General features: G+C 66.0%; 18 protein-coding genes and 1 pseudogene. 9 read left to right on the forward strand and 10 right to left on the reverse strand.

Annotated features, from left to right (window positions below; genetic code table 11):
• On the forward strand, window positions 1-153 hold a 153-nt coding region (locus VGG53_RS11080; protein WP_331518124.1), incomplete at its 5' end, for an aldehyde dehydrogenase family protein.
• A gap of 84 nt (window positions 154-237) precedes the next feature.
• Here the strand turns inward: VGG53_RS11080 and VGG53_RS11085 are convergent.
• Together VGG53_RS11085 and VGG53_RS11090 are read right to left on the reverse strand one after the other, a co-directional pair.
• Window positions 238-2,073 (reverse strand): acyl-CoA dehydrogenase, encoded by a 1,836-nt coding sequence (locus VGG53_RS11085; protein WP_331518107.1) that lies wholly within the window; start codon window positions 2,071-2,073, stop codon window positions 238-240.
• A 151-nt stretch (window positions 2,074-2,224) separates the two neighbouring features.
• A complete protein-coding gene (locus VGG53_RS11090) occupies window positions 2,225-3,031 on the reverse strand; it encodes a crotonase/enoyl-CoA hydratase family protein (protein ID WP_331518108.1) in 807 nt (268 codons plus the stop codon).
• Between the two features lie 214 nt (window positions 3,032-3,245).
• Between VGG53_RS11090 and VGG53_RS11095 the strand changes: the two genes are divergently transcribed.
• Window positions 3,246-3,389 carry a hypothetical protein gene (locus VGG53_RS11095; RefSeq protein WP_331518109.1) on the forward strand — a complete coding sequence of 48 codons (144 nt, stop codon included), beginning with the start codon at window positions 3,246-3,248 and terminating at the stop codon, window positions 3,387-3,389.
• Window positions 3,390-3,420: 31 nt separating this feature from the next.
• A complete protein-coding gene (locus tag VGG53_RS11100; protein WP_331518110.1) occupies window positions 3,421-4,047 on the forward strand; it encodes a TetR/AcrR family transcriptional regulator in 627 nt (208 codons plus the stop codon).
• On the opposite strand, the gene VGG53_RS11105 is transcribed toward VGG53_RS11100, so the two are convergent.
• The 3 genes from VGG53_RS11105 to VGG53_RS11115 form a co-directional block, all read right to left on the reverse strand.
• Window positions 4,048-4,344 carry a hypothetical protein gene (locus VGG53_RS11105; protein WP_331518111.1) on the reverse strand — a complete coding sequence of 99 codons (297 nt, stop codon included), beginning with the start codon at window positions 4,342-4,344 and terminating at the stop codon, window positions 4,048-4,050. It abuts the gene before it with no gap.
• A 25-nt stretch (window positions 4,345-4,369) separates the two neighbouring features.
• Window positions 4,370-5,887: a long-chain fatty acid--CoA ligase gene (locus tag VGG53_RS11110; RefSeq protein WP_331518112.1), complete on the reverse strand. Its 1,518-nt coding sequence runs from the start codon at window positions 5,885-5,887 to the stop codon at window positions 4,370-4,372.
• Between the two features lie 101 nt (window positions 5,888-5,988).
• On the reverse strand, window positions 5,989-6,780 hold the full coding sequence (locus VGG53_RS11115) for a crotonase/enoyl-CoA hydratase family protein (RefSeq protein ID WP_331518113.1): 792 nt from the start codon (window positions 6,778-6,780) through the stop codon (window positions 5,989-5,991).
• 181 nt (window positions 6,781-6,961) lie between these two features.
• Between VGG53_RS11115 and VGG53_RS11120 the strand changes: the two genes are divergently transcribed.
• Together VGG53_RS11120 and fadD12 are read left to right on the forward strand one after the other, a co-directional pair.
• Window positions 6,962-7,702 (forward strand): 1-acyl-sn-glycerol-3-phosphate acyltransferase, encoded by a 741-nt coding sequence (locus VGG53_RS11120; RefSeq protein WP_414688945.1) that lies wholly within the window; start codon window positions 6,962-6,964, stop codon window positions 7,700-7,702.
• Window positions 7,703-7,709: 7 nt separating this feature from the next.
• Complete coding sequence (gene fadD12 / locus VGG53_RS11125; RefSeq protein ID WP_331518115.1) at window positions 7,710-9,320, forward strand: acyl-CoA ligase FadD12; 1,611 nt, start codon at window positions 7,710-7,712, stop codon at window positions 9,318-9,320.
• Here fadD12 and VGG53_RS11130 read toward each other — a convergent pair.
• Together VGG53_RS11130 and VGG53_RS11135 are read right to left on the reverse strand one after the other, a co-directional pair.
• Window positions 9,311-10,729: a wax ester/triacylglycerol synthase family O-acyltransferase gene (locus VGG53_RS11130; protein WP_331518116.1), complete on the reverse strand. Its 1,419-nt coding sequence runs from the start codon at window positions 10,727-10,729 to the stop codon at window positions 9,311-9,313. The two genes, fadD12 and VGG53_RS11130, sit on opposite strands and share 10 nt — an antisense overlap.
• Window positions 10,730-10,756: 27 nt before the next feature.
• Entirely contained in the window at window positions 10,757-11,977 is a 1,221-nt protein-coding gene (locus VGG53_RS11135; protein ID WP_331518117.1) for an alpha/beta hydrolase, read from the reverse strand.
• A gap of 1,310 nt (window positions 11,978-13,287) precedes the next feature.
• Between VGG53_RS11135 and VGG53_RS11140 the strand changes: the two genes are divergently transcribed.
• The 3 genes and pseudogenes from VGG53_RS11140 (at window position 13,288) to VGG53_RS11150 (ending at window position 15,861) form a co-directional block, all read left to right on the forward strand.
• Window positions 13,288-14,562: a fatty acid desaturase gene (locus VGG53_RS11140; RefSeq protein WP_331518118.1), complete on the forward strand. Its 1,275-nt coding sequence runs from the start codon at window positions 13,288-13,290 to the stop codon at window positions 14,560-14,562.
• 104 nt (window positions 14,563-14,666) lie between these two features.
• Window positions 14,667-14,804, forward strand: a pseudogene (locus VGG53_RS11145) (alpha/beta fold hydrolase); the annotation flags it as partial.
• 160 nt (window positions 14,805-14,964) lie between these two features.
• Window positions 14,965-15,861: an alpha/beta hydrolase gene (locus tag VGG53_RS11150; protein ID WP_331518119.1), complete on the forward strand. Its 897-nt coding sequence runs from the start codon at window positions 14,965-14,967 to the stop codon at window positions 15,859-15,861.
• 7 nt (window positions 15,862-15,868) lie between these two features.
• Here VGG53_RS11150 and VGG53_RS11155 read toward each other — a convergent pair whose 3' ends face one another.
• The 3 genes from VGG53_RS11155 to VGG53_RS11165 are packed head-to-tail and all read right to left on the reverse strand — an operon-like array spanning window position 15,869 to window position 19,364.
• Window positions 15,869-17,167, reverse strand: a complete 1,299-nt coding sequence (locus tag VGG53_RS11155) for an amidohydrolase family protein (RefSeq protein ID WP_331518120.1) — start codon at window positions 17,165-17,167, stop codon at window positions 15,869-15,871.
• Entirely contained in the window at window positions 17,161-18,351 is a 1,191-nt protein-coding gene (locus VGG53_RS11160; RefSeq protein WP_331518121.1) for a CoA transferase, read from the reverse strand. The genes VGG53_RS11155 and VGG53_RS11160 overlap by 7 nt, the downstream gene beginning before the upstream one ends.
• Before the next feature lie 26 nt (window positions 18,352-18,377).
• Entirely contained in the window at window positions 18,378-19,364 is a 987-nt protein-coding gene (locus VGG53_RS11165) for a MaoC family dehydratase (protein WP_331518122.1), read from the reverse strand.
• 35 nt (window positions 19,365-19,399) lie between these two features.
• Between VGG53_RS11165 and VGG53_RS11170 the strand changes: the two genes are divergently transcribed.
• Window positions 19,400-20,529: acyl-CoA dehydrogenase family protein (locus tag VGG53_RS11170; RefSeq protein WP_331518123.1), on the forward strand; the 1,130-nt coding region annotated here is incomplete at its 3' end.

The raw sequence follows: 20,529 nt of genomic DNA on the forward strand, positions 1-20,529 counted from the left end.
TACGCGATCAACTGGTACGCCTTTGATCCGTGCTGTCCGTTCGGCGGTTACAAGAACTCCGGCATCGGTCGCGAAAACGGGCCGGAGGGCGTCGAGCACTTCACCCAGCAGAAGAGCGTGCTAATGCCGATGGGCTACACCGCCGACGCGTAACGTCCCGCGAACGTCACGCCAGCGTGGCGGTCGAGCGTCAGTGTCACGCCAGCGTGACGCTGGGCGCGGCGTGACAGCGATCGGTTAGAACGCCTCTTCGCGAAGCTGCATGACCGCGAGATCGACATTCGCTGCGATCTCACGCTCAGCAGTCAAGCGAGGCAGCACGTTTTTGACGAAAAACTTTGCCGTAGTGATCTTTCCGGCATAGAAGGCGCTGTCGGCCGGCGCCGGGTCCCGGTCGAGCGCTGCCAGCGCGATTTCTGCCTGGCCCAGCAGCAGCCAGCCGATCAGCAGGTCGCCGACCGCGAGCAGGAACGGCACCGACTCCAAGCCCACGCGGTAGAGCTCGCTGGCGCTCTGCTGGGAATCGACCAGATACCCCGTCATGGTGCTGACCCAGGCTTGCAGGTCCTCGAGCGCGGTGGCCAACTGGGAACGCGCGTCGGCAAGTTCGGGTCGGGCATCGTCGCTGTCGATGAACGCCTCGATTTGCGTGACCAGATGGCGCAGTGCCGTGCCCTGGTCGCGGATGATCTTGCGAAAGAAGAAGTCCTGCGCCTGAATGGCAGTGGTGCCTTCGTACAGGCTGTCGATTTTGGCGTCGCGAATGTATTGCTCGAGGGGGTAGTCCTGCAGGAAGCCGGAACCGCCCAGCGTCTGCAGCGATTCGGTCAAGCACTGATACGCCCGCTCGGAGCCCACACCCTTGACGATCGGCAACAGCAGATCGTTGACCCGATCGGCCAATTCGGGGTCGGCACCGGACACCACGGCGGCGGCCGACGGGTCCTGGTGGGCTGCGGTGTAGAGGTAGAGCGCCCGCAGCCCTTCGGCGTAAGCCTTCTGCGTCAACAGGGCCCGGCGCACGTCGGGGTGGTGAATGATGGTCACCCGCGGCGCTGCCTTATCCGTCATCTGGGTGAGGTCGGCTCCCTGGACCCGAGACTTGGCGTAGTCCAACGCGTTCAGATAACCCGTCGATAGGGTCGCAATAGCTTTGGTGCCCACCATCATTCGGGCATACTCGATGATTCTGAACATCTGCGCGATCCCGCGATGGCTGTCGCCGACCAGCCAGCCTATCGCCGGGACGCCGTTTCCGCCGAACGTCAATTCACAAGTGGCCGAGACCTTTAGGCCCATCTTGTGCTCCACCCCGGTGACGAATACGCCGTTGCGCTCCCCCGGCTCGCCGGTCTTGGGATCGAGCATGAACTTGGGGACCAGGAACAAGCTCAGTCCCTTGGTTCCCGGCCCAGCACCCTCCGGCCGGGCCAGCACCATGTGCAGGGTGTTCTCGAATACGTCGTCGCTGTCGCCGCTGGTGATGAACCGCTTGACGCCGTCGATGTGCCAGGTGCCGTCGCCCTGGTCGATCGCTTTGGTCCGCCCAGCGCCGACGTCGGATCCGGCATCGGGTTCGGTGAGCACCATCGTGGCACCCCAGTTGCGGTCGACCGCGAGCGATGCCCAATGTCGTTGCTGCTCATTGCCAATCCCGTAGAGGATGTTGGCGAGTATCGGGCCGGCCATGTACATGAACACGGCCGGGTTCGCGCCGAGGACCAGCTCGTTGACCGCCCATTGCACCATCGACGGCGCGGGTATGCCCCCGACGTTCTCGTCGAGCCCGACCCGGAACCACTCCCCTTCCCGCCACGCGTGCAGTGACTTCTTGAACGGGTCGGGCAGAGTCACGACGTGGGTGTCCGGGTCGAACGTCGGGGGTTGACGGTCGCTCTCGGCGAATGACTCGGCTACCGGTCCCTCGGCCAATCGGGCGGCCTCGGAAAGCATCTGCCGTACCGAGTCGCCGTCGAGATCCCCGAACGCATCGTCGGCCAGCACCTTCTCCAAGGCCAGCGATTCGAACAAGTTGAACTCGAGGTCGCGCACGTTGCTCTTGTAGTGGCCCATGGCCGACGCCTTTCGATCGTCTGGCCCGAGCGTAGCCCGACGACGCTGCGGCCGAAACGGCCGAGAAGGAGTCGGGACAAACAACCCCAGCCCGACGACGCTGCGGCCGAAACGGCCGAGAAGGAGTCGGGCTAATAAGCCTGAGCGCGGTCTACCGCCCTTGGAATTGGGCTTGGCGACGCTCGATGAACGACTGCACACCTTCGGCGGCATCGGCGGTGGCGAACAGCGCCGCCACGTCGGGGCGTAGTCGCTCGATGGCGTCGGCGTCGCCCTGCTCGCGGGCTAGGTGCGCCGAGGCCAGCGTGGCCTGCACGGCCAGCGGCGCCGCGCGGTCGGCGATCGAGTCGGCGATCTCCCGCGCACGCGTCAGCGCAGCAGCGGCGTCGTCGGCAACTTCTTGCACCAGGCCGATGCGGTGTGCCTCGGCCGCGTCGAACTCGTCGCCGGTGAGCAGCCACCGCATCGCGTTGCCCCAGCCGGCCTCGCGGGGCAACCGCAACGTCGCACCGCCGAACGGGTAGATGCCACGCTGCACCTCGAGCTGGGCGAACCGGGTGCCTGTTGCCGCGACGCGGATGTCGGCGGCCAGCAGCAACTCGATACCCAGCGTCATGCACCAGCCTTGGGCTGCGGCAACCAGCGGTGTGGTCCACGATCCGTCCAGGCGCCACGGGTCGCGTCCGTCGGCCGGCAGGGGTAGATCGCCCGAGGCAATGTTGGGGCCGACATCGACCAGGTCCAGGCCGGCGGTGAAGTGCCCCCCGTGCGCGAACAGCACGCCGACCCGGACCGATGCGTCGGACTCCAGCAACCCGTAGGCGCGGGCAAGGTCGGTGAGCATTGCCTGGTTGAAAGCGTTGCGCTTGTCCGGTCGATTCAGCCCGATCAGGAGGACGTGACCGTCACGCTCGAGGGTCACGGTCTCCAAGGTCGGCAGTGTGTCAGAGCTGGGCATCTGTCGAGTCAAGCGCACAGCCCAGAAATATGCAACGGAGCATAATATGGCCGCGTCCGGGCCACGCCCCTTGGTGATCACTCGACCGGCAATTTGGTCACTATCCTGCAACTAAGCTTCCCACAACTTGTTTGCTAGGCGTGGGGTTTATATGGTTTACCCCATAATCGTGAGTCGGAGATCCGGCGCACGGAGGCAGTAGCAGGAGAAGACCATGCTGATCGAACTGAACGTCGGTGGCTACCGCTTCAGCGGGGAGTGGGCCGGCCTTCGCCGCAAGCCGCTGCGGCCCGTGCGGTTCACCGCGCGGACAATCCGGTGGCGAATTCCGCAGCTCGGCCACACCCCCGCGGCCTGATGGTCGGCTGGTAGCAGGAGAGCGCACCCCCATGTCGTTGGCGACTCATGCCCCCCGCAGGCGCGGCGATACCCGCACCAAAATGCTGATCAGCGCAGCCGAAGTGATGCGCGAACGTGGTGCCGCCGGTGTGACGATCGACGAGGTGCTCGCCCGTAGCGGTGCGCCACGCGGCTCGGTCTACTACCACTTTCCGCACGGACGCAACCAGATCCTTACTGAGGCGCTCGAGTACGCCGGGGATGCGATCACCGCCGACATCGACGAGGCCGCCGGCCGCGGCGCCAAAGTGCTGTTACGGCAGTTCGTCGACTTCTGGGAACGCGTGCTCGCCGAAAGCGATTTCAACGCCGGCTGCCCGGTGGTCGCCGCGGCGATCGGCTCGGCCGATGACGAGGTGAGGTTGTCCGCCGAGGCCGGGCGGATCTTCGCGCATTGGCGCACGGCGCTGACGTGGGCGTTCGTCACCGACGGTTTTCTCGAGTCGGACGCTGACTCGCTGGCGGTGATGTCGATCGCCACGCTGGAAGGCGCCGTCGTGCTGTGCCGATCCACCCGCAGCGTCGAGCCGCTGCACAAGGTCTACGAGCAGCTTGAATTCCTGGTCAAGGCAAGGGAATTCGTCCGTCGCAACGGAGTGCCGGATCGTCGCGACTAGTTAGTCGCTGGCCGGCAGCGGCTTGGCCTCTTTGAGGCTCAGCACGGTCTGGCCGACAGCCAGTGTTCCGGCGCCGGCTTTGGTGACCAACACTTCGGCACCGCTCTCGTCCACATAACGCTTGCCCATCACGCTGCCGTCGGAGAATGCCGGATCCAGTTCACCGGAACGCTCACCACCCAACTCCACCATCGGCGCACCACCGCAGCGCAGATCGTCGAGGCTGTCCGCGCTGCGCACGACGATGACTTGGGTGTCGCACACCTGGCTGGCCAGACGGGTTCCGTTCTTGATCATGATTTCGATCCTCGGTTCGGTTCGTTTACTGCTCGGCCGGGGCGGCGCGAAGCTCTTCGACGATTTCGCGGCGCAGCACCTTGCCCGTCGCGTTGGTGGGCAGCTCGCCGCGAAAGACTACCCGGTCAGGGGTGCGTGACCCGCGCAAACTCCTACGGACATGTTCGCGCAATTCCTCGGGGTCGGGGTCGACGCCGACCGCCGGCACCACCACCGCGACGATCGCCTGTCCCCACTGCGGATCATCGATGCCGACCACCGCGACGTCGCGCACGTGCGGGTGCTCGACCAGCACCTCTTCCAGCTCAGCGGGTGCGATGTTCTCCCCGCCGCGGATGATCGTGTCGTCGCTGCGGCCGCCGATGAACAGATAGCCGCCCTCGTCGAGAGTGGCGATGTCCTTGGTCGGAAACCACCCGTCGGCGTCCAGCGCCGAGCCGATCCCGGTGTAGCGGCCGGACACCTGCTCACCACGGACAAACAACTCGCCGGTCTGGCCCGGTGGCAGCACGGCGCCGGCCTCGTCGCGGATCTGCACTTCCACACTTGGCACCGGCTGGCCGACCGAGGCCAACCGCCGGACCACGGCCGGGTCGGCGGCGGCCTGTGCGTCGCGGTGGTCGTCGGGAGTCAACACGGCGATCGTCGAGCTCGTCTCGGTCAGGCCGTAGGCGTTGACGAAGCCGACGTGCGGCAGCAGCTCGAGAGCCCTGCGCACCAGCGGCAACGGCACCTTCGACCCGCCGTAGGCCAGGTTGCGCAGCGACGACAGTCGGTGCCCGCCGCCTTCCAAGACGGTGACGATCCGGTCGAGCATGGTCGGCACCACTGTCGCGCTGCTGACGTGCTCGGCGTCGATCAGGCGCACCCACTCTTCGGGATCGAACACCGGCAGGTAGACCATTTTGCGTCCGGCGTACAGGTTCGACAGGGCCGCGCTGACCCCCGCGATGTGGTACGGCGGCACACAAATCAGCGCGGCATCGGCCGGCTCCGCCGAACCGAATTCGACTGTGCCAGTGACGTAACTGGTCAGATTGTTGTGAGTGAGCTCCACAGCCTTGGGTTGCGATGTGGTGCCGGACGTGAACAACACGATGCCGACCGAGTCCGGGTCGGCAAACTCCGTGGCCGGTTCGGCGTCGCGGGCCTGCGCCAGAAACTCGTCGGAGACGATGACTTGCTGGGCCACGCGTTGGAGACCCTTCGGCCCACCCAGCTCGTCGAGGTAGCGGCTGTCGACGACCACCAGTGGATCGGGCAGTCGTGCGATCAGTGCCTTGATGCCCTCAGCGGACAGCCGGTAGTTGATCGGCGTGAACGTCACCCCGGCCCGCGCCGAAGCAAAGATCAGCAGCGGAAGCATCGCGCCGCCGGTGCCGACGTAGGCGACGTGGCAGGCGTGCGAGCGCGCAATGATGCCCGCGCCGCCGTCCGCGAGATCGCTGAGCTGCTGAGTTGTCAGACGGAGGCCGCCCGAGACGACGGCGGTCCGTTCGGGATCGCTCGAACTCGCCATCTCCAGTAGTAGCGAAATACTCACAGTCGCACTTCCTGTGCTGCAAACACGTTACAAAGCTCGCCAAAAGTGTCATGCCAGTTTAGACGACGTCACGAACCCACCCGCGGTGGCGGCCGCTGCGCTCAGGTTCCGGTCCAGCGCGCCGGCCGTTTCTCGGCGAAAGCGACAGCGCCTTCCTTCGCGTCGTTGGAGCTGAATACCGGCATCAAGATCTTGTTCTGCTCGCCGAACATGGTGTCCGGACTCCATCCGCTCGATTCCACGATGATCCGCTTGGTCGCGGCCACCGCGAGCGGTCCATTGGCAGTGATCTTCTCGGCCAACTCGATGGCCGCCTGAAGCGCGCCGCCCGGCTCGGCCAGCACGTTGACCATGCCCAGCGCGTGCGCCCGCTCGGCGGTGAAGCTCTCCCCGGTGAGCGCGAGCTCCATGGCGATCGCAGCCGGGATCCGCGCGGGCAGCCGCAGCAATCCCCCGCCGCCGGCGACCAGCCCGCGCTTGACTTCCGGGATGCCGAAGGACGCGTCCTTGGATGCCACGATCAGGTCGGTGGCCAGCGCCAGCTCGGTACCACCCGCCAACGCGTAACCTTCCACCGCCGCGATGAGCGGTTTGACCGGCGGCCGCTCGGTGAAGCCCATACCGCGACCCTCGACGATCGGAACCTCGCCCCGGGCAAAGGCTTTGAGGTCCATGCCCGCGCAGAACGAGCCGCCCGCGCCCGTCAGGATGCCCACCGAGAGACCCGGGTCGCCGTCGAGCCGGTCCACCGCGTCGGCCAAACCGTGGGCCACCGCGGAGTTGACCGCGTTCTTGGCCTTCGGCCGGTTGATGGTGATTATCAGGATTCGGTCCCGCTGCTCAACGAGGACTTCGGGTTCAGTGGCGGCTTCTGCAGTGCTCACAGTGTTCACAGCGATGTTGTACTCCTATTTTGATTTCATGACGGCTGTCGAGGAGATGGTATCGAGCTGTTCCGGCTGAGCTAGCATCACAGCCAAACCCACGCTTAAACCCCAGGGGAACTCGTTGAACGCTATCGATATCGAACCCAGCGAGCTGTCCAAGTGGGATCCCGGCCTCACCGAACGCGTGATGGGTTGGCTGCGTCCGTTGATCAAGGGCTACCACCGTGCCGAAGTGCGCGGGCTGGAGTCCTTCCCACCGGGTGGCGCCCTGGTGGTGTCCAACCACTCCGGCGGGCTGTTCGCGATGGACATTCCGGTGTTCGCCACCGGCTTCTACGAGCAATTCGGCTACGACCGGCCCGTCTACACGCTGAGCCACGACGTCATCTTCACCGGTCCGACCGCGGAGTTCTTCCGCCGCACCGGATTCATCCGCGCCAACCACGAAAACGCCGACGAGGCGCTGCGATCCGGCGGTGTGGTGGTGGTGTTCCCCGGGGGTGACTACGACGTCTACCGGCCGACGCTGTCGGAAAACGTCATTGATTTCGACGGGCGCACCGGATACGTGCGGGCCGCACTGAACGCCGGAGTGCCCATCGTGCCGACGGTGGCCATCGGCGGTCAGGAAAGCCAGTTCTACCTATCCCGCGGTATGGGACTGGCCAAGGTGCTGCGGCTGGACAAGCTGATGCGGGCGAAAATTCTGCCGATCTCGGTGGGCTTTCCGTTCGGGTTTTCTGCGGTGCTGCCGGTCAACCTGCCGCTGCCGACCAAGATCGTGATGCAGGTGCTCGAGCCGATCGACGTGACGGCCGAATTCGGCGAGCAACCCGACGTCGACGCGGTCGACGCTCATGTCCGTCGCGTCATGCAGCAGGCGCTGCACGCATTGGCCAAAGAACGTCGCCTTCCGGTGATCGGCTAGCCGTCCGATGGCGCCGCTCGGTCTGCTGGGCACCATGGTCCGCGCGGGGATCATCGCCCCCCTGCGGCCCGACAAGTATCTGCGGATCGCCGCGGTCATCCGCCGCGAAGGCCTCTCTGTCACAAGCGGATTCGGGATGTCAGCACAGCGCTGCCCGAACCGTCCCGCACTGATCGACGAACTCGGCACGCTGACGTACCGTCAACTCGATCAGCGCGCCGATGCATTGGCCGCGGCATGGCAGGGTTCACCCGGCAGGACACCGGAAGTCGTTGCGATCATGTGCCGCAACCATCGCGGTTTCGTCGAGGCGTTGATCGCTGCCAACCGGATCGGCGCCGACGTGTTGCTGCTCAACACCTCATTCGCCGGGCCCGCTCTGGCCGACGTGGTCGATCGCGAGGGCGCGGACGCGGTGATCTACGACGAGGAATTCACCGAGTCGGTCGACCGCGCGCTGGCCGACAAATCCGATGCCGCCCGCATCGTCGCCTGGACCGACGGTCCGGAAACCCACGACACCACCGTCGAGAAGCTGATCACCACCCATCTCGGCAAGCGATCGGTCAACACCGGTCGCCAGGGCAAGCTGATCCTGCTGACCTCGGGTACCACCGGTAATCCCAAGGGCGCCAAGCACTCCGGCGGCGGCGCCACCGAGCTCAAAGCGATGCTGGACCGCGTGCCGTGGCACACCGAAGAGACGACGGTGGTGGTGGCGCCGATGTTTCACGCCTGGGGCTTCTCGCAACTGATCTTCGCGGCGTCGCTGGGCTGCACGGTGGTCACCAGGCGCAAGTTCGACCCGGAAGCCACCCTCGACCTCATCGACCGCCACCAGGCCACCGGCCTGTGCGTGGTACCGGTGATGTTCGACAGGATCATGGACCTGCCCGACGACGTGCGCGGTCGGTACAGCGGTCGCTCACTGCGCTTCGCCACCGCGTCCGGTTCCCGGATGCGCCCCGACGTCGTCACCCGGTTCATGGACGAGTTCGGCGACATCCTCTACAACAACTACAACGCCACCGAAGCCGGCATGATCGCCACCGCGACACCGGCAGATCTGCGTGCCGCACCGGATACTGCGGGAAAACCGGCCGCAGGCACCGAGATTCGCATCCTCGACAGCGACCACCGCCCGCTGCCCACCGGTGAGGTCGGGCAGATCTTCGTCCGCAATTCCAACCGCTTCGACGGTTACACCTCCGGCGCGGGCAAGAGCTTTCACGACGGCTTCATGGCCTCTGGCGATGTCGGCCGGCTCGACGAGGCCGGGCGACTCTATGTGGTGGGCCGCGACGACGAGATGATCGTGTCCGGCGGCGAGAACGTATACCCGATCGAGGTGGAGAAGACGCTGGCGGCTCATCCCGACGTCGCCGAGGCCACGGTGCTGGGCGTCGACGACGAACAGTACGGCCAGCGGCTGGTCGCTTTCGTGGTGCTGTCGGGGGCCGGGTCCGTCACCGCGGACGTACTCAAACAACACGTCCGGGAGAACCTGGCCAACTACAAGGTACCTCGCGAGATCGTCGTGCTGGATGAGCTGCCGCGCAGCAACACCGGCAAGATCTCGCGGCGCGATCTACATGCCCGCCTGGAAAGTCAGACCTGAGCCAGCGCCTGTTCGATGACGGTCAGCTTTTCGGAAAGCCCTGCGGCGCGCCGGATTTCGGTGAGTTCGTCGATGACGGCCCCGGTAACCTCGTGCGGGTCGTCGACAGTGGCTCCGTCGGCCAGCACCGAGACGTTGAGCTGATCGACGTAACTCCACACCGTGATGTTCAGTCCGCTGCCAGTGGTCAACGGACCCACCGAATAGATCTCGGTGACCAATGCACCCCCGACCCGCCCATGCTCACGCGGACCCGGGACGTTGGAGATGGGCAGGTTGAGCACCTTGTTCTGCCCGTCGCGGCTGGCCAGCCAGCGGAACAACGACTCCGACGGCCCCGGCGGCAAGTAGGCAGCCCACCGGCTGACCAGTTCCGGGCCGAGCAGCTGGTGACTCTCCTTGGCGTCGACCGCGTAATCATGTGAGCGCCGTACCCGCTCCAACGGATCGTCGACGTCGGCGGGCAGCGCCACCATCATCCCGGTGAACAGGTTTCCCGACACACGATCCGGTGAGAAGTCGAAACTCACCGGGACCGACGCCAGCAGCGGGTGGTCGGCGACACCGTCATAGCGCAGCCGCAGCTTGCGCAACGCCCCCGCCGACAGCGCCAACACCATGTCGTTGATCGTGACACCGAGGGCCTTACCGGTCTCCTTGACATCGCTCAGCGCCAACGTCGCGGTCGCGAATCTGCGGTCGGGAGTGAGCATGTGGTTCATAAAGGTCGGCGGCGGGGTGAACGGCATGGTCAATTCCGGTGAGAGCTTGCGCGAGCTGCGGCGCACCCGGTTGATCCCCTTCGCGGTGTAGCCGATGGTCCCCGGGATTCGCCCGAGATGACGCATGTGATCGGCGAACGCCGACCGCACCAGCGTCGCGGTGGACGGCGCCGGGTCGGAGGCATACCGGGTCTGGCCGGACGGCGGCCCCGGCGCAAGATCCATGCCGCGCGCCAGCAGATTCGCTGCCGCCACCCCGTCGGCGAGGGCGTGATGAATTTTGCCGACCACCGCGATCCGGTTGTCGGCCAAGCCCTCGACGAAATACAGCTCCCACAGCGGGTAGTGGCGGTCCAGCGGAGTGCTGGCTATCTCTCCGATCGCTTCGTCCAGCTCGCGACGGCCGCCCGGCGCCCGCAATCGCCACGGCCGCACGTGATATGTCAGGTCGACATCGCAGTTCTCCCGCCACATCGGGTGATGCATCTTGAGCGGAATGTCAACCAGCTGATAGCAAAACGGCTCCAGCTTGTACAGCCGGCTGTGAATTACCCGGCGGAAAGCGTCGATGTCGAAGTCTCGACGGTCGTCATCCAATTCGATCACGGCGACTTTGAGGGTGTGCATATGCACGTTCGGTGTTTCGCTGTAGAGCAGTACCGCGTCCCAACCGCTCAGCCGCTTCATGGGAGCGACCCTACATTCGTGGGGCGGCTAAATAACTTCTTTGGCCGCGGTCATCCGGTTGCGATAGACCTGGCCCAAAAACAGCCCCACCGCGGTCGACATCGCGCCGGTGCGCGCTCCGTCGACCAGGTCAAAGCCATGCCCGGCGCCGGGCAGCTCCACGTAGCTCACCAACGAACGGGACATCGACCGGAGCCGCTCGACGAAGCTGCGCGCCTGCGCTACCGGGATCACCGTGTCGCCACTGCCGTGAATCACCAAGAAGGGCGGGGCATCCGGGTGTATCCGCGCAATCGGTGAGGCGGCGCGAAACACCTCGGGGTGCCGATCGATTCTGCGCTTGACCACCACCCGCTCCAAGAAATCGACGAAGCGATCCCGCTCGACGGTCGAGCGGTCCTCCCAGTCGTAGCGGCCATAGATGCCCACCACCGCATCGACGGAGGTGTCCGACCCCGGCGGCAGCTCGGCCTGCATATCGGGGTCGTTAGCAGTGAGCCCGGCTAACGCGGACAAGTGCCCGCCGGCTGAACAGCCCGCTACCGCAATGAAATTGCGGTCACCACCGAACTTGTCGACATTGGCACGCGCCCAGGCGATCGCGGTCTTGACGTCGGTGATGTGGGATGGCCAGCGGTGGTGCGGAGAAACCCGATATTGCACCGAGACGCAAATCCAGCCCATTTCGGCCAACTGCGACATCAGCGCGTAGCCCTGCAGCTGACGGCCGCCGTGCACCCAGGCGCCACCGGGCACGAAGACCAACACCGGTGCCGGGCGCACCGGCAGATCCTTGCGACGCCAGACGTCCAGTAACTGCACCGGGTGCCCGCCGTAGCGCACCGATGTGCGGTGCAGGTAGCGACGGTGTCGCAGTGCGCGCCACAGCGGTGGCCGCTGGTCGGGCGCCGGCCACTCGATGTCGAGGTCCTCAGCCGAGACCACGCCGCGCAACGCGGCGTCCAACACCGCCTGAGTCTGGTAACGCTCGGCCTTGCGGGTTTCGCCGATACCCGGAGTCAGCCACGACTTGGCCGACGCGGACAAGAATCCCGGCACCTGCCGGTATCCCCACACGCCCATCGCGGTCACGCCGCCCAGCGGTTCCAGGTGCCTGCCGATCACGGGCAGTGAAGCTACCGCATCGGTTAATGCCAGCATGTAGTCGCCGGGGCGGGCTCGTAGCAACCACTTTGCCCGGGAGGTAATGGTCGGTCGGCGGAAGCTGTTCGCCGCTCGTTCCGTCATCGGGGCAGCGTACCCCGGGGGCCCCTGGTCAAACCGCAAACGTAGAGAGACAGTCGCGCTTGCGCTCAGCACGGCGGTGCTGAGCAGCAACCAGACGCCGAAAACCGCGTTCACGACCCGCCGCCAAACTGGTGATAACCCGCTCGGCGATCAAATGAACTCGCGCCATACTGAGACCCACTCGGCGGGAGCATTTCGTCGCTGTCTAGGCCGACGTTGCCGTCGAATCAGTAAACCGTTTGCCAACAGCCTATTCCGGGCAGCGGCCAGAATACGAATGCCAGGACCACGACCTAATTCGATCGCGGTCGGGAACTGCGTGGTCGTGCACGCCATGGTCTAACTCGAGGCTCGACTGATCGAGCTGAAACTACGACTCTGCGGAAATTGAGGCACTCGGGCACTCGTCGTGGCTTTGATGCCGTCTAGCGGCTGCGATGAAAGTCGTTGTGCTTCAGTGCTTCTTGCCGTGAAATAACGCATCGGTGGACGCTGTGCCGGGGGCAGCCTTGGCGTGCTTGACGGCGCGCTTTTCCTTCAATGACTTTCCAGACTTCTTACTCATGGCTTGCCGAGGAGACTTATCGGGCATCACTGGGCCCCTTGCTCATGGGGGCCTGATTGGTCCCGATGCTGCGACTCTACCCCTGCCCAGCTAGTAATCAGGGCGCGAAGTCGACTCTCGCGCTGATCTCGACGTTGCAACACGCACGACGTCGTCCGCGACAGAGCGAAACAGCCACACAGCTACGCCCCTGGTGAATAGACCAACGTGAAGGGCGACGAAAAGCAATTGCAACGGCGCCTTATCTAGGGTTGGTTCCAACGAGCGGCCGCGGACTCCCCGCGGTCGTAGCGGCCCGCGCGGCGGTAGCGCCGAGCCCGACAAACGGGCCCATTCAGTGGCAGAACGTTTTGACGGCGCGGGCGCACCGCAGCGGATGCATTAGGTCTGTGCACAATCAGCCAAGCCGAGCGCCGCAAATTGGCTGCGAGCGCGGGCCCTGCGACGGGTGTAGCGTTGATGTTGCTGAGACTTACAGCCGCTACGGAATGGGTCTGGCTGTTACGCCGCTGGACTCGATGAGCGTTCGCTCGCGCCGTACATCCTGAATCAATCAACTGGGTCAGACAAGCATGCCTGCCGGAAAGACTCGGTCGCCCGAGTAAAGAGGCGCCGATCGGGCGAGACGACGCCAAATCGCTTGAGGGCCAAGATCAACCGCGCCTTCCAACATCGACCCGGCCATGTTTTCGTCGGCAATCGACACCGGCAGCCCGACATATAGACCCGACAGAAAAGGACGTTTATGGCGATCACCGACATTCCGGCCTTCGCTCACTTGACCGATGCCGACATCGACAACCTAGCCGTTGAGCTGGACGCGATCAGGCTGGATATCGACGATTCCCTCGGCGAGCGCGACGCGCGTTACATCCGTCGCACCATCGCCGCGCAACGTGCTCTGGATGTCGCCGGCCGAGTCATTCTGGCCGCCGGCTCGCGACGCTGGGCCTGGTGGGCAGGAACGTTGACACTGGGTCTGGCCAAGGTCATCGAGAACATGGAGATCGGCCACAACGTCTTGCACGGCCAGTGGGACTGGATGAACGACCCCGAGATTCATTCCTCGACGTGGGAGTGGGACATGAGCGGGGCGTCGAAACACTGGAAAGTCACCCATAACTTTCAGCACCACAAGTACACCAACATCCTTGGCATGGATGACGATGTTGGCTACAGCACCCTGCGGGTCACCCGTGATCAGCCCTGGAAGGGCGACAACGTCGGCAATCTGCTCTTCAACATCATCCTCGCGCTCGGTTTCGAGTGGGGAATTGGCCTGCAGTCCATCGAATTCGGCAAGCTTCTCGAAGACGGCCCCGGACGTGAAGCAACCCTTCAGCAGATGCACGAGTTCTCGATCAAAGCCGGAAGGCAGCTGATCAAGGACTACCTCGCCTTACCGGCACTCACCTCGGCGTCGCCAGCGGCGACCTACAAATCGACGCTGAAAGCCAACATAGCGGCCAACATAATTCGCAATATCTGGGCACACGCCGTGATCTTCTGTGGGCATTTCCCCGACGGCGCTGAGAAATTCGCCAAGACCGACATGGTCGGCGAGTCCAAGGGACAGTGGTACTTGCGCCAGATGCTGGGCAGTGCCAACTTCGAGGCCGGGCCGGCGATGCGGTTCATGAGCGGCAACCTGTGCTACCAGATCGAGCATCACCTCTACCCCGATCTACCGAGCAATCGGCTACACGAGGTCTCGCTGCGGGTACGCGAGGTTTGCGACAAGTACGACTTGCCTTACACCACAGGCTCATTCCTGGTGCAGAACGGAAAGACGTGGCGCACCATCGCCAAACTGTCGCTACCGGACCGCTACTTGCGCGACACCGCCGACGACGCTCCGGAGACCCGCAGCGAGCGGATGTTCACCGAACTGCAGCCCGGCATCACCGGGACCGACCTGGTGACGGGGCGCCACCGCGGTCTCAAGACAGCGATCGCGGCGGCCCGCCAATGGCGTCGCGACCAGCGTGCCTGCGAAGACGCCGAAACTACTGACGGGTAACCTACCGTACCGTAGGTTACGGTATCGTCGGCTGCAAGCCAGGAAAGCGGATGACATGAGGTCGTGCCAGCACGCCGGAACACCGTTAGATGGAGACCCCTCCTGGGCACGGCGAATCGACCAAGCCGCGGAGTGACTATTCGTTGGGTGCGTTCGCAGCGTCGCTGCGTGATCTCCTCGATGAACTCGGCATCAGCCGGGCGACGGTGGTCGGCCAGTCACTCGGTGGCACTTTCCCCATGTCGAGTCCCCGGCAGCAGTGGTCGACATCCTTGACGACTTCATCACCACCACAGGGCAGGATGTCGATCTGGCAACTCAAGAGTCTGATCAGAAGTGAAATACGACGTCACTGGCGGAGCCCGGAACTTGGGCCCGGTTCGCGTTGGCCATACTGGACCGATGCCGAGTGCTGATTTCCACCCCGACCTGCGCAAAGTCGCTCGCCTCGCGCCCCGGACCCTCGTCGGCCCGAAGACGCTGAAGCTGGTCCGCACGCTGTCGCAGGCGATCCGCCGCAAAACCAGCCGCGACGTCGAGGCGCTCATCCTGGGCTCCGGCGTCGAGGTGCGGTTGCACCGCCCGGCCGGAGCCAGCCAACCCGGTCCCGCGCTGCTGTGGATTCACGGCGGCGGTTACGTCATCGGCACCGCCCAGCAAGACGACGCGCGGTGCCGCCAATTTGCCCGCGAGCTGGGTATCACCGTCGCCGCGGTGAACTATCGCCTGGCACCCGAGCATCCCTACCCCGCGCCGCTGGAGGACTGCTATGCGGCGCTGACCTGGTTGGCCGCCCTGCCCGCGGTTGACTCGTCGCGGGTGGTTATCGGCGGGGCCAGTGCCGGCGGCGGGCTGGCCGCCGCCCTGGCGCTGCTGGCCCGTGACCGCGGCCAGATCACCCCGACCGCGCAGCTGCTGGCCTACCCGATGCTCGATGACCGCAGCACCGGATCGGTACCGGCGAATCCGAACTACCGGCTCTGGAGCCCGAAGAGCAACCGCTTCGGGTGGGCGGCCTACCTGGGCAACGCCGACCCGCAGGTCGCGGTTCCGGCACGCCGCGAGGATCTGAGCGGACTACCCCCGGCCTGGATCGGCGTCGGCACTCACGACCTGTTCCACGACGAGGACCTCGCCTACGCCGAGCGGCTCACTGCCGCGGGGGTCCCATGCCACGTCGAGGTGGTCCCGGGCGCGTTCCACGGCTTCGATCTCGTGGCGCCGAAAGCGACGGTGTCCCAGTTGTTTTTCGCCAGTCAGTGCGCCAGCCTGCGGTCGGCACTGGCCGCGACCAGCTGATCGGCGGCTACCTGCCGTAGCTGAGCCGACCGCCGACGATCGTGGCCGAAACCATGCCCGCGTCCAATTCGGCCAGTGCGGTTTCGGGCGGCACGCTCAGCACACACAGATCCGCCGGCTCGCCGGGTTCGACGGCTCGAGCACGGGCGGGCTGATCCGGGCGACCGAGGAACATTGTCAAAGCCGTTCGGGCCGAGACGCATTCATCGGCGCCCAGTACGGCCCCGCTGGGCGTGCTGCGTTGCACCGCGGCGCGCATGGCCGCCCACGGGTCGCCGTCGCCGAATGGCATATCGGTGGACAGTGCCACCGGCACGCCCGCATCGAGCAGCGATGCCACCCGCCAGAGCTGACCGTGTTCGGCGACCGGAACCTCGTCGAGGTACTGATCACCGCGTTCGGCGACGAAATTGGGCTGGGTCACGACCGTCACCCCGAGGTCGGTCAGATCGACGAGGCAGTCCGAAGGGACGACGGCGGCGTGCTCGATGCGGTCACTCGGGCCGCAGCCGGCGTCGCGCAGCGCGGCGATCGTCACCAACAACTGGGCGGCGGTGACGCAGTGGATCGCCACCGGGACGTCGTCGCGGTGCCGCTCGGCGATCCAGCCGGCGAGCTGCTCGAGGTCCAGGTCGTCGTCGTGCAGGATCCGTTTGCCCGGGGCCAGGCAATGCACCAGTTGGCGCAGGTCGCCGCGCCGGTGCAGCTCAGACAACCGCACGATGTCGCCGATGGCGAGATCCGGTGTGGCGTCGGTGATTCCGGTGACGCCGTAGCGGCTGAGCCGCTCGCTCAGGTCAGCCAGGCTGGTTTGGCTGCGGCCCAGTGCTTCCGCCCAGGATCCGGTGCTGCGCAGCCGGCCGTCCGGATGCTCGGCCAGACCGATGTGTTGCAGGCCCACGGAGTTGAGAATCCACAGCACCCCGCTGCGATGCTGCACGCGCAGCGGCACCGCCGGAGCCACCGCGTCGAGCGCATCACGATCCAGCGGTCCGGCGACCGAATCGTGGTAACCCACCGCGCGGATCCAGCCGTCTTCGCCGGCCGCTGCACCGGCCAGCGCGGCGGCGAGTCCGGCGCGATCGCGGACCTGCGGCGGCCCGACCCGAATCGACGTCGCCGCGGCAGCCGCGGAGTACAAGTGCACATGGTGGTCGTGCAGGCCGGGCAGCACGGTCCCGCCGGCCACGTCCAGCACGTCCTCGCCGGCACGTGGCGTCAACGAGCCCGCGACTTCGTCGATGCATTCGCCTAGCCGAACGTCAACCGAAGCACCGTCCAGCATCACCGCACGCTGAATCAACATGGTGCACAGGACCTCTCGGACACCAGGTACTCGACCGCGGTGTTGTCGGCTCCCAGCGGCGATGCAAGCGCGACAGCGGGCGGCAATGCGGGCCGGCCGGTCCGCACACCGGAATCCGATGACTGCGGCAATGCCGCGTATCGGGCGGCCACCTGAGCCATCGACACTTCGATCACCTCGCCGCCGCCGCGACGCAACGACTCCCCCACCTCGCGTGCCGCCTCGAGCCCACTCAACGGGTCGGCGATCGCGTCGCCGCAGAACACCGGTCCGTCGGCGCCGTCGCCGACCAGACCGCCCGCGACTGCGGCGTCGTCACCGAATGCCGGCCGATCGGGCTGGTCGCGATAACCCGTGATGCGCAACCAGATTCGGCCCGGCGCATCAGGGATGTCCTCAGCGCTGAGCCGCCGGCGTCGCAGCGCCGTGGGACGCGAGCCCTCGATGACAATGTCAGCGGCGCTCAGGAGGCAACGAAGCGCATCACTATCGGCGTCGAAATCGATGGCATACGAGAGCTTTCCGGCGTTCATCCAGTTGAAAAACGCCGGCTCGCCGGCTCGGGTGCCGTCGGGCCGGCCGGGGCTTTCCACCTTGACCACGACGGCGCCGGCACGGGCCAGCAGCTGACCGCAGAGCGGCCCGGCCCACAATGAGGTCAAGTCGGCGACCAGCAACCCGGCGGCGCGCCGCGGTCCGACGCCGGCGCCGCATCGTCGTAGCCCTGGTGGTTCCGCCGAGACTTCGCCGAGTGCGGCGGCGGCGATGTCCAGCAGCCGGGCCCGGTCGACGACATCGTCGACAGAATGCCTTGCAGCCCAACGCGATAGCGCCATCCAGGGATCGCCGGTTATCGCGTCGACCTCCATCAGCGCCGGCAGCGCCGCGACATCGTCGGCGCGGGGCAGCGCGACCGCACACCAGGCGTCGGCGGTAGCCAGCAGTCGAGTGGCGCCGCCGGCCGAGACGCGCCCGCGCCGGGTCAGGTTCAGAATCGCCGCCCGCCCCGCCAGCGTCGTCGCCGCGTCGACCTCGACGCCGAGAAGTCCGGCGATATCGGCGGTGACCCGCCGGGCTTCGGTCAGCACCGAGGCGCGGGAGAAGTCGGGCGCCCCGTTCGGCGGGCCGGTCAAATAGGCCAGCCCGCTATCGGCCCAGTCCGACGTCGCACTCACGTTCCCCATTGTGCGCGTGCACGTGTGTCAGCGGCTTAGAACTGCAGCGCGGTGAAGCGCCAGTCCAGCACCTGCCGTGGCTCCTGCTGTGGGTCGCTGTGCGCATAAACCAGCGATCGTAATCCCAGCACCCCGCCACCATCGGTGGGCTCGGCGGAGTCGATGTGCAACTCGCTGTAGAGGGTGTCGCCCTCGTACACCGGAGCGGTGTGGTCGCAGGACTGCCAGCCCAGCACGGTCGCCAGGTTCGGCAGCAGCCTGCTGGCCTGCGCCAGCGCCAAGCCGATGGTGTGCCCGCCGTAGACTAGCCGACGTCCACCGAGGCGCGAATCATGATGCACGGCAGCAATATTCAGGGTAAGACGGGCTAATTCCGGCGCATTGCTGACTACATCGGCGCTGCTGTGCAGCACCGAGCCTGCCACGCCGGCATCGAAGTGCGGCCCGGGCACCCGCTTGCGGAACACCTCGCCGTTCCAGTCGGCGGCGGCCGGCGGCGGTGACGCCAGGTCGGCGCCGACCTTCGACAGGTCGTCAGAGTGGTCGGCGTCGTCAGGGTCGGCGCCGGGGCTCAGCGGCAGCATCGCGCAGCGGTAGAAGTCCAGAATCAACCGGTCGGCCTGGTCGATGGTGGTCATCCGCAGCGCCACCAGCCCGGTGGGCGCCCTGCCCGCCTTGGCCGAGTTCTTCTTCAGCCCGACGACCTCGGTGCGGGTGAACAACGTGTCGCCGATCGCCGGGAAGCGGTAGAACACCAGCCCGCGGTAGAACAGGTTGGCTTTGACGTGCTGGGTGGCCAGCGTCGACTGCCCGATCGCGACGTCGCAGACCAGACCCGGGTGCGCCAGCGCCGCCGGCAGCCCGGTGACCGCCGCGGACAGTTCGGCATCCAGCGGCAGCCGCAGCCGGTCGCCCAGGATGCTCTGGTGCACGGCAGCCAGACCGGGGGTGAGCGTCATCGACGGCGCGCCGGCGAAAACGTGGCCGGTGTGCAGTTGGTCGAAGTACGGCCCGACCGTCATCGTGGCGCGCGTTCCCGGCGTGCCAACATTGGCGCATGAACAGCGGACTGAGTGACGACGAGGCGATGCTGGTCGCGACGGTGCGTGAGTTTGTCGACAAAGAGGTCAGGCCGACGGTGCGCGAGGTCGAGCATGCCAACGAGTATCCCGAAGCGTGGATCGAGCAGATGAAGCGCATCGGTATCTACGGGCTGGCGGTGCCCGAGGAGTACGGCGGTACGCCGGTGTCGATGCCGTGCTACGTGCTGGTCACCCAGGAGTTGGCGCGCGGCTGGATGAGCCTGGCCGGTGCGATGGGCGGCCATACCGTGGTGGCCAAGCTGCTGGCACTGTTCGGCACCCAGGAGCAAAAGCAGCACTACCTGCCGCCGATGGCCACCGGTGAGTTGCGGGCGACGATGGCGCTGACCGAGCCGGGCGGTGGCAGCGATCTGCAGAACATGTCGACTACCGCTGTGCCTATTGGCGACGACGAACTGGTGGTCAACGGATCGAAGACGTGGATTTCCAACGCGCGCCGGTCCGGGCTGATCGCGCTGCTGTGCAAGACCGACCCGGCCGCCGAGCCGCGGCACACCGGCATTTCGGTATTGCTCGTCGAGCACGGCCCGGGGCTCACGGTGTCGCGCGACCTGCCGAAGTTGGGCTACAAGGGGGTGGAGACCTGCGAGCTGTCGTTCGACGGCTATCGAGTGCCACGCTCGGCCATCTTGGGCGGCCAACCGGGCCAAGGCTTTTCGCAGATGATGAAAGGCCTGGAGACAGGCCGCATTCAGGTCGCATCCCGCGCGCTGGGGGTAGCGACCGCGGCCCTTGACGACGCGCTGGCCTATGCACAGCAGCGGGAGAGCTTCGGTCAGCCGATCTGGAAACACCAGTCGGTCGGCAATTATCTGGCCGATATGGCGACCAAACTCACTGCGGCCCGCCAGCTCACCCGCTACGCCGCCGAGCGCTACGACAGCGGCGAGCGCTGCGACATGGAAGCCGGGATGGCCAAGCTGTTCGCCTCCGAGGTGGCGATGGAGATCGCCCTGGACGCCGTACGCATCCACGGCGGCTACGGCTATTCCACCGAATACGACGTCGAACGGTATTTCCGCGATGCACCTTTGATGATCGTCGGCGAGGGCACCAACGAGATCCAGCGCAACGTGATCGCCGC

The sequence above is a fragment of the Mycobacterium sp. genome (assembly GCF_036490025.1).
In the GTDB taxonomy this organism is placed as follows: Bacteria; Actinomycetota; Actinomycetes; order Mycobacteriales; family Mycobacteriaceae; genus Mycobacterium.

Coding starts and splice junctions, on each gene's coding strand:
- VGG53_RS11085 (WP_331518107.1), bottom strand. CDS start 2,073: ATGGGCCACTACAAGAGCAACGTGCGCGACCTCGAGTTCAACTTGTTC.
- VGG53_RS11090 (WP_331518108.1), bottom strand. CDS start 3,031: ATGCCCAGCTCTGACACACTGCCGACCTTGGAGACCGTGACCCTCGAG.
- VGG53_RS11095 (WP_331518109.1), top strand. CDS start 3,246: ATGCTGATCGAACTGAACGTCGGTGGCTACCGCTTCAGCGGGGAGTGG.
- VGG53_RS11100 (WP_331518110.1), top strand. CDS start 3,421: ATGTCGTTGGCGACTCATGCCCCCCGCAGGCGCGGCGATACCCGCACC.
- VGG53_RS11105 (WP_331518111.1), bottom strand. CDS start 4,344: ATGATCAAGAACGGAACCCGTCTGGCCAGCCAGGTGTGCGACACCCAA.
- VGG53_RS11120 (WP_414688945.1), top strand. CDS start 6,962: ATGGGTTGGCTGCGTCCGTTGATCAAGGGCTACCACCGTGCCGAAGTG.
- fadD12 (WP_331518115.1), top strand. CDS start 7,710: ATGGCGCCGCTCGGTCTGCTGGGCACCATGGTCCGCGCGGGGATCATC.
- VGG53_RS11130 (WP_331518116.1), bottom strand. CDS start 10,729: ATGAAGCGGCTGAGCGGTTGGGACGCGGTACTGCTCTACAGCGAAACA.
- VGG53_RS11135 (WP_331518117.1), bottom strand. CDS start 11,977: ATGACGGAACGAGCGGCGAACAGCTTCCGCCGACCGACCATTACCTCC.
- VGG53_RS11140 (WP_331518118.1), top strand. CDS start 13,288: ATGGCGATCACCGACATTCCGGCCTTCGCTCACTTGACCGATGCCGAC.
- VGG53_RS11150 (WP_331518119.1), top strand. CDS start 14,965: ATGCCGAGTGCTGATTTCCACCCCGACCTGCGCAAAGTCGCTCGCCTC.
- VGG53_RS11155 (WP_331518120.1), bottom strand. CDS start 17,167: ATGTTGATTCAGCGTGCGGTGATGCTGGACGGTGCTTCGGTTGACGTT.
- VGG53_RS11160 (WP_331518121.1), bottom strand. CDS start 18,351: ATGGGGAACGTGAGTGCGACGTCGGACTGGGCCGATAGCGGGCTGGCC.
- VGG53_RS11165 (WP_331518122.1), bottom strand. CDS start 19,364: ATGACGGTCGGGCCGTACTTCGACCAACTGCACACCGGCCACGTTTTC.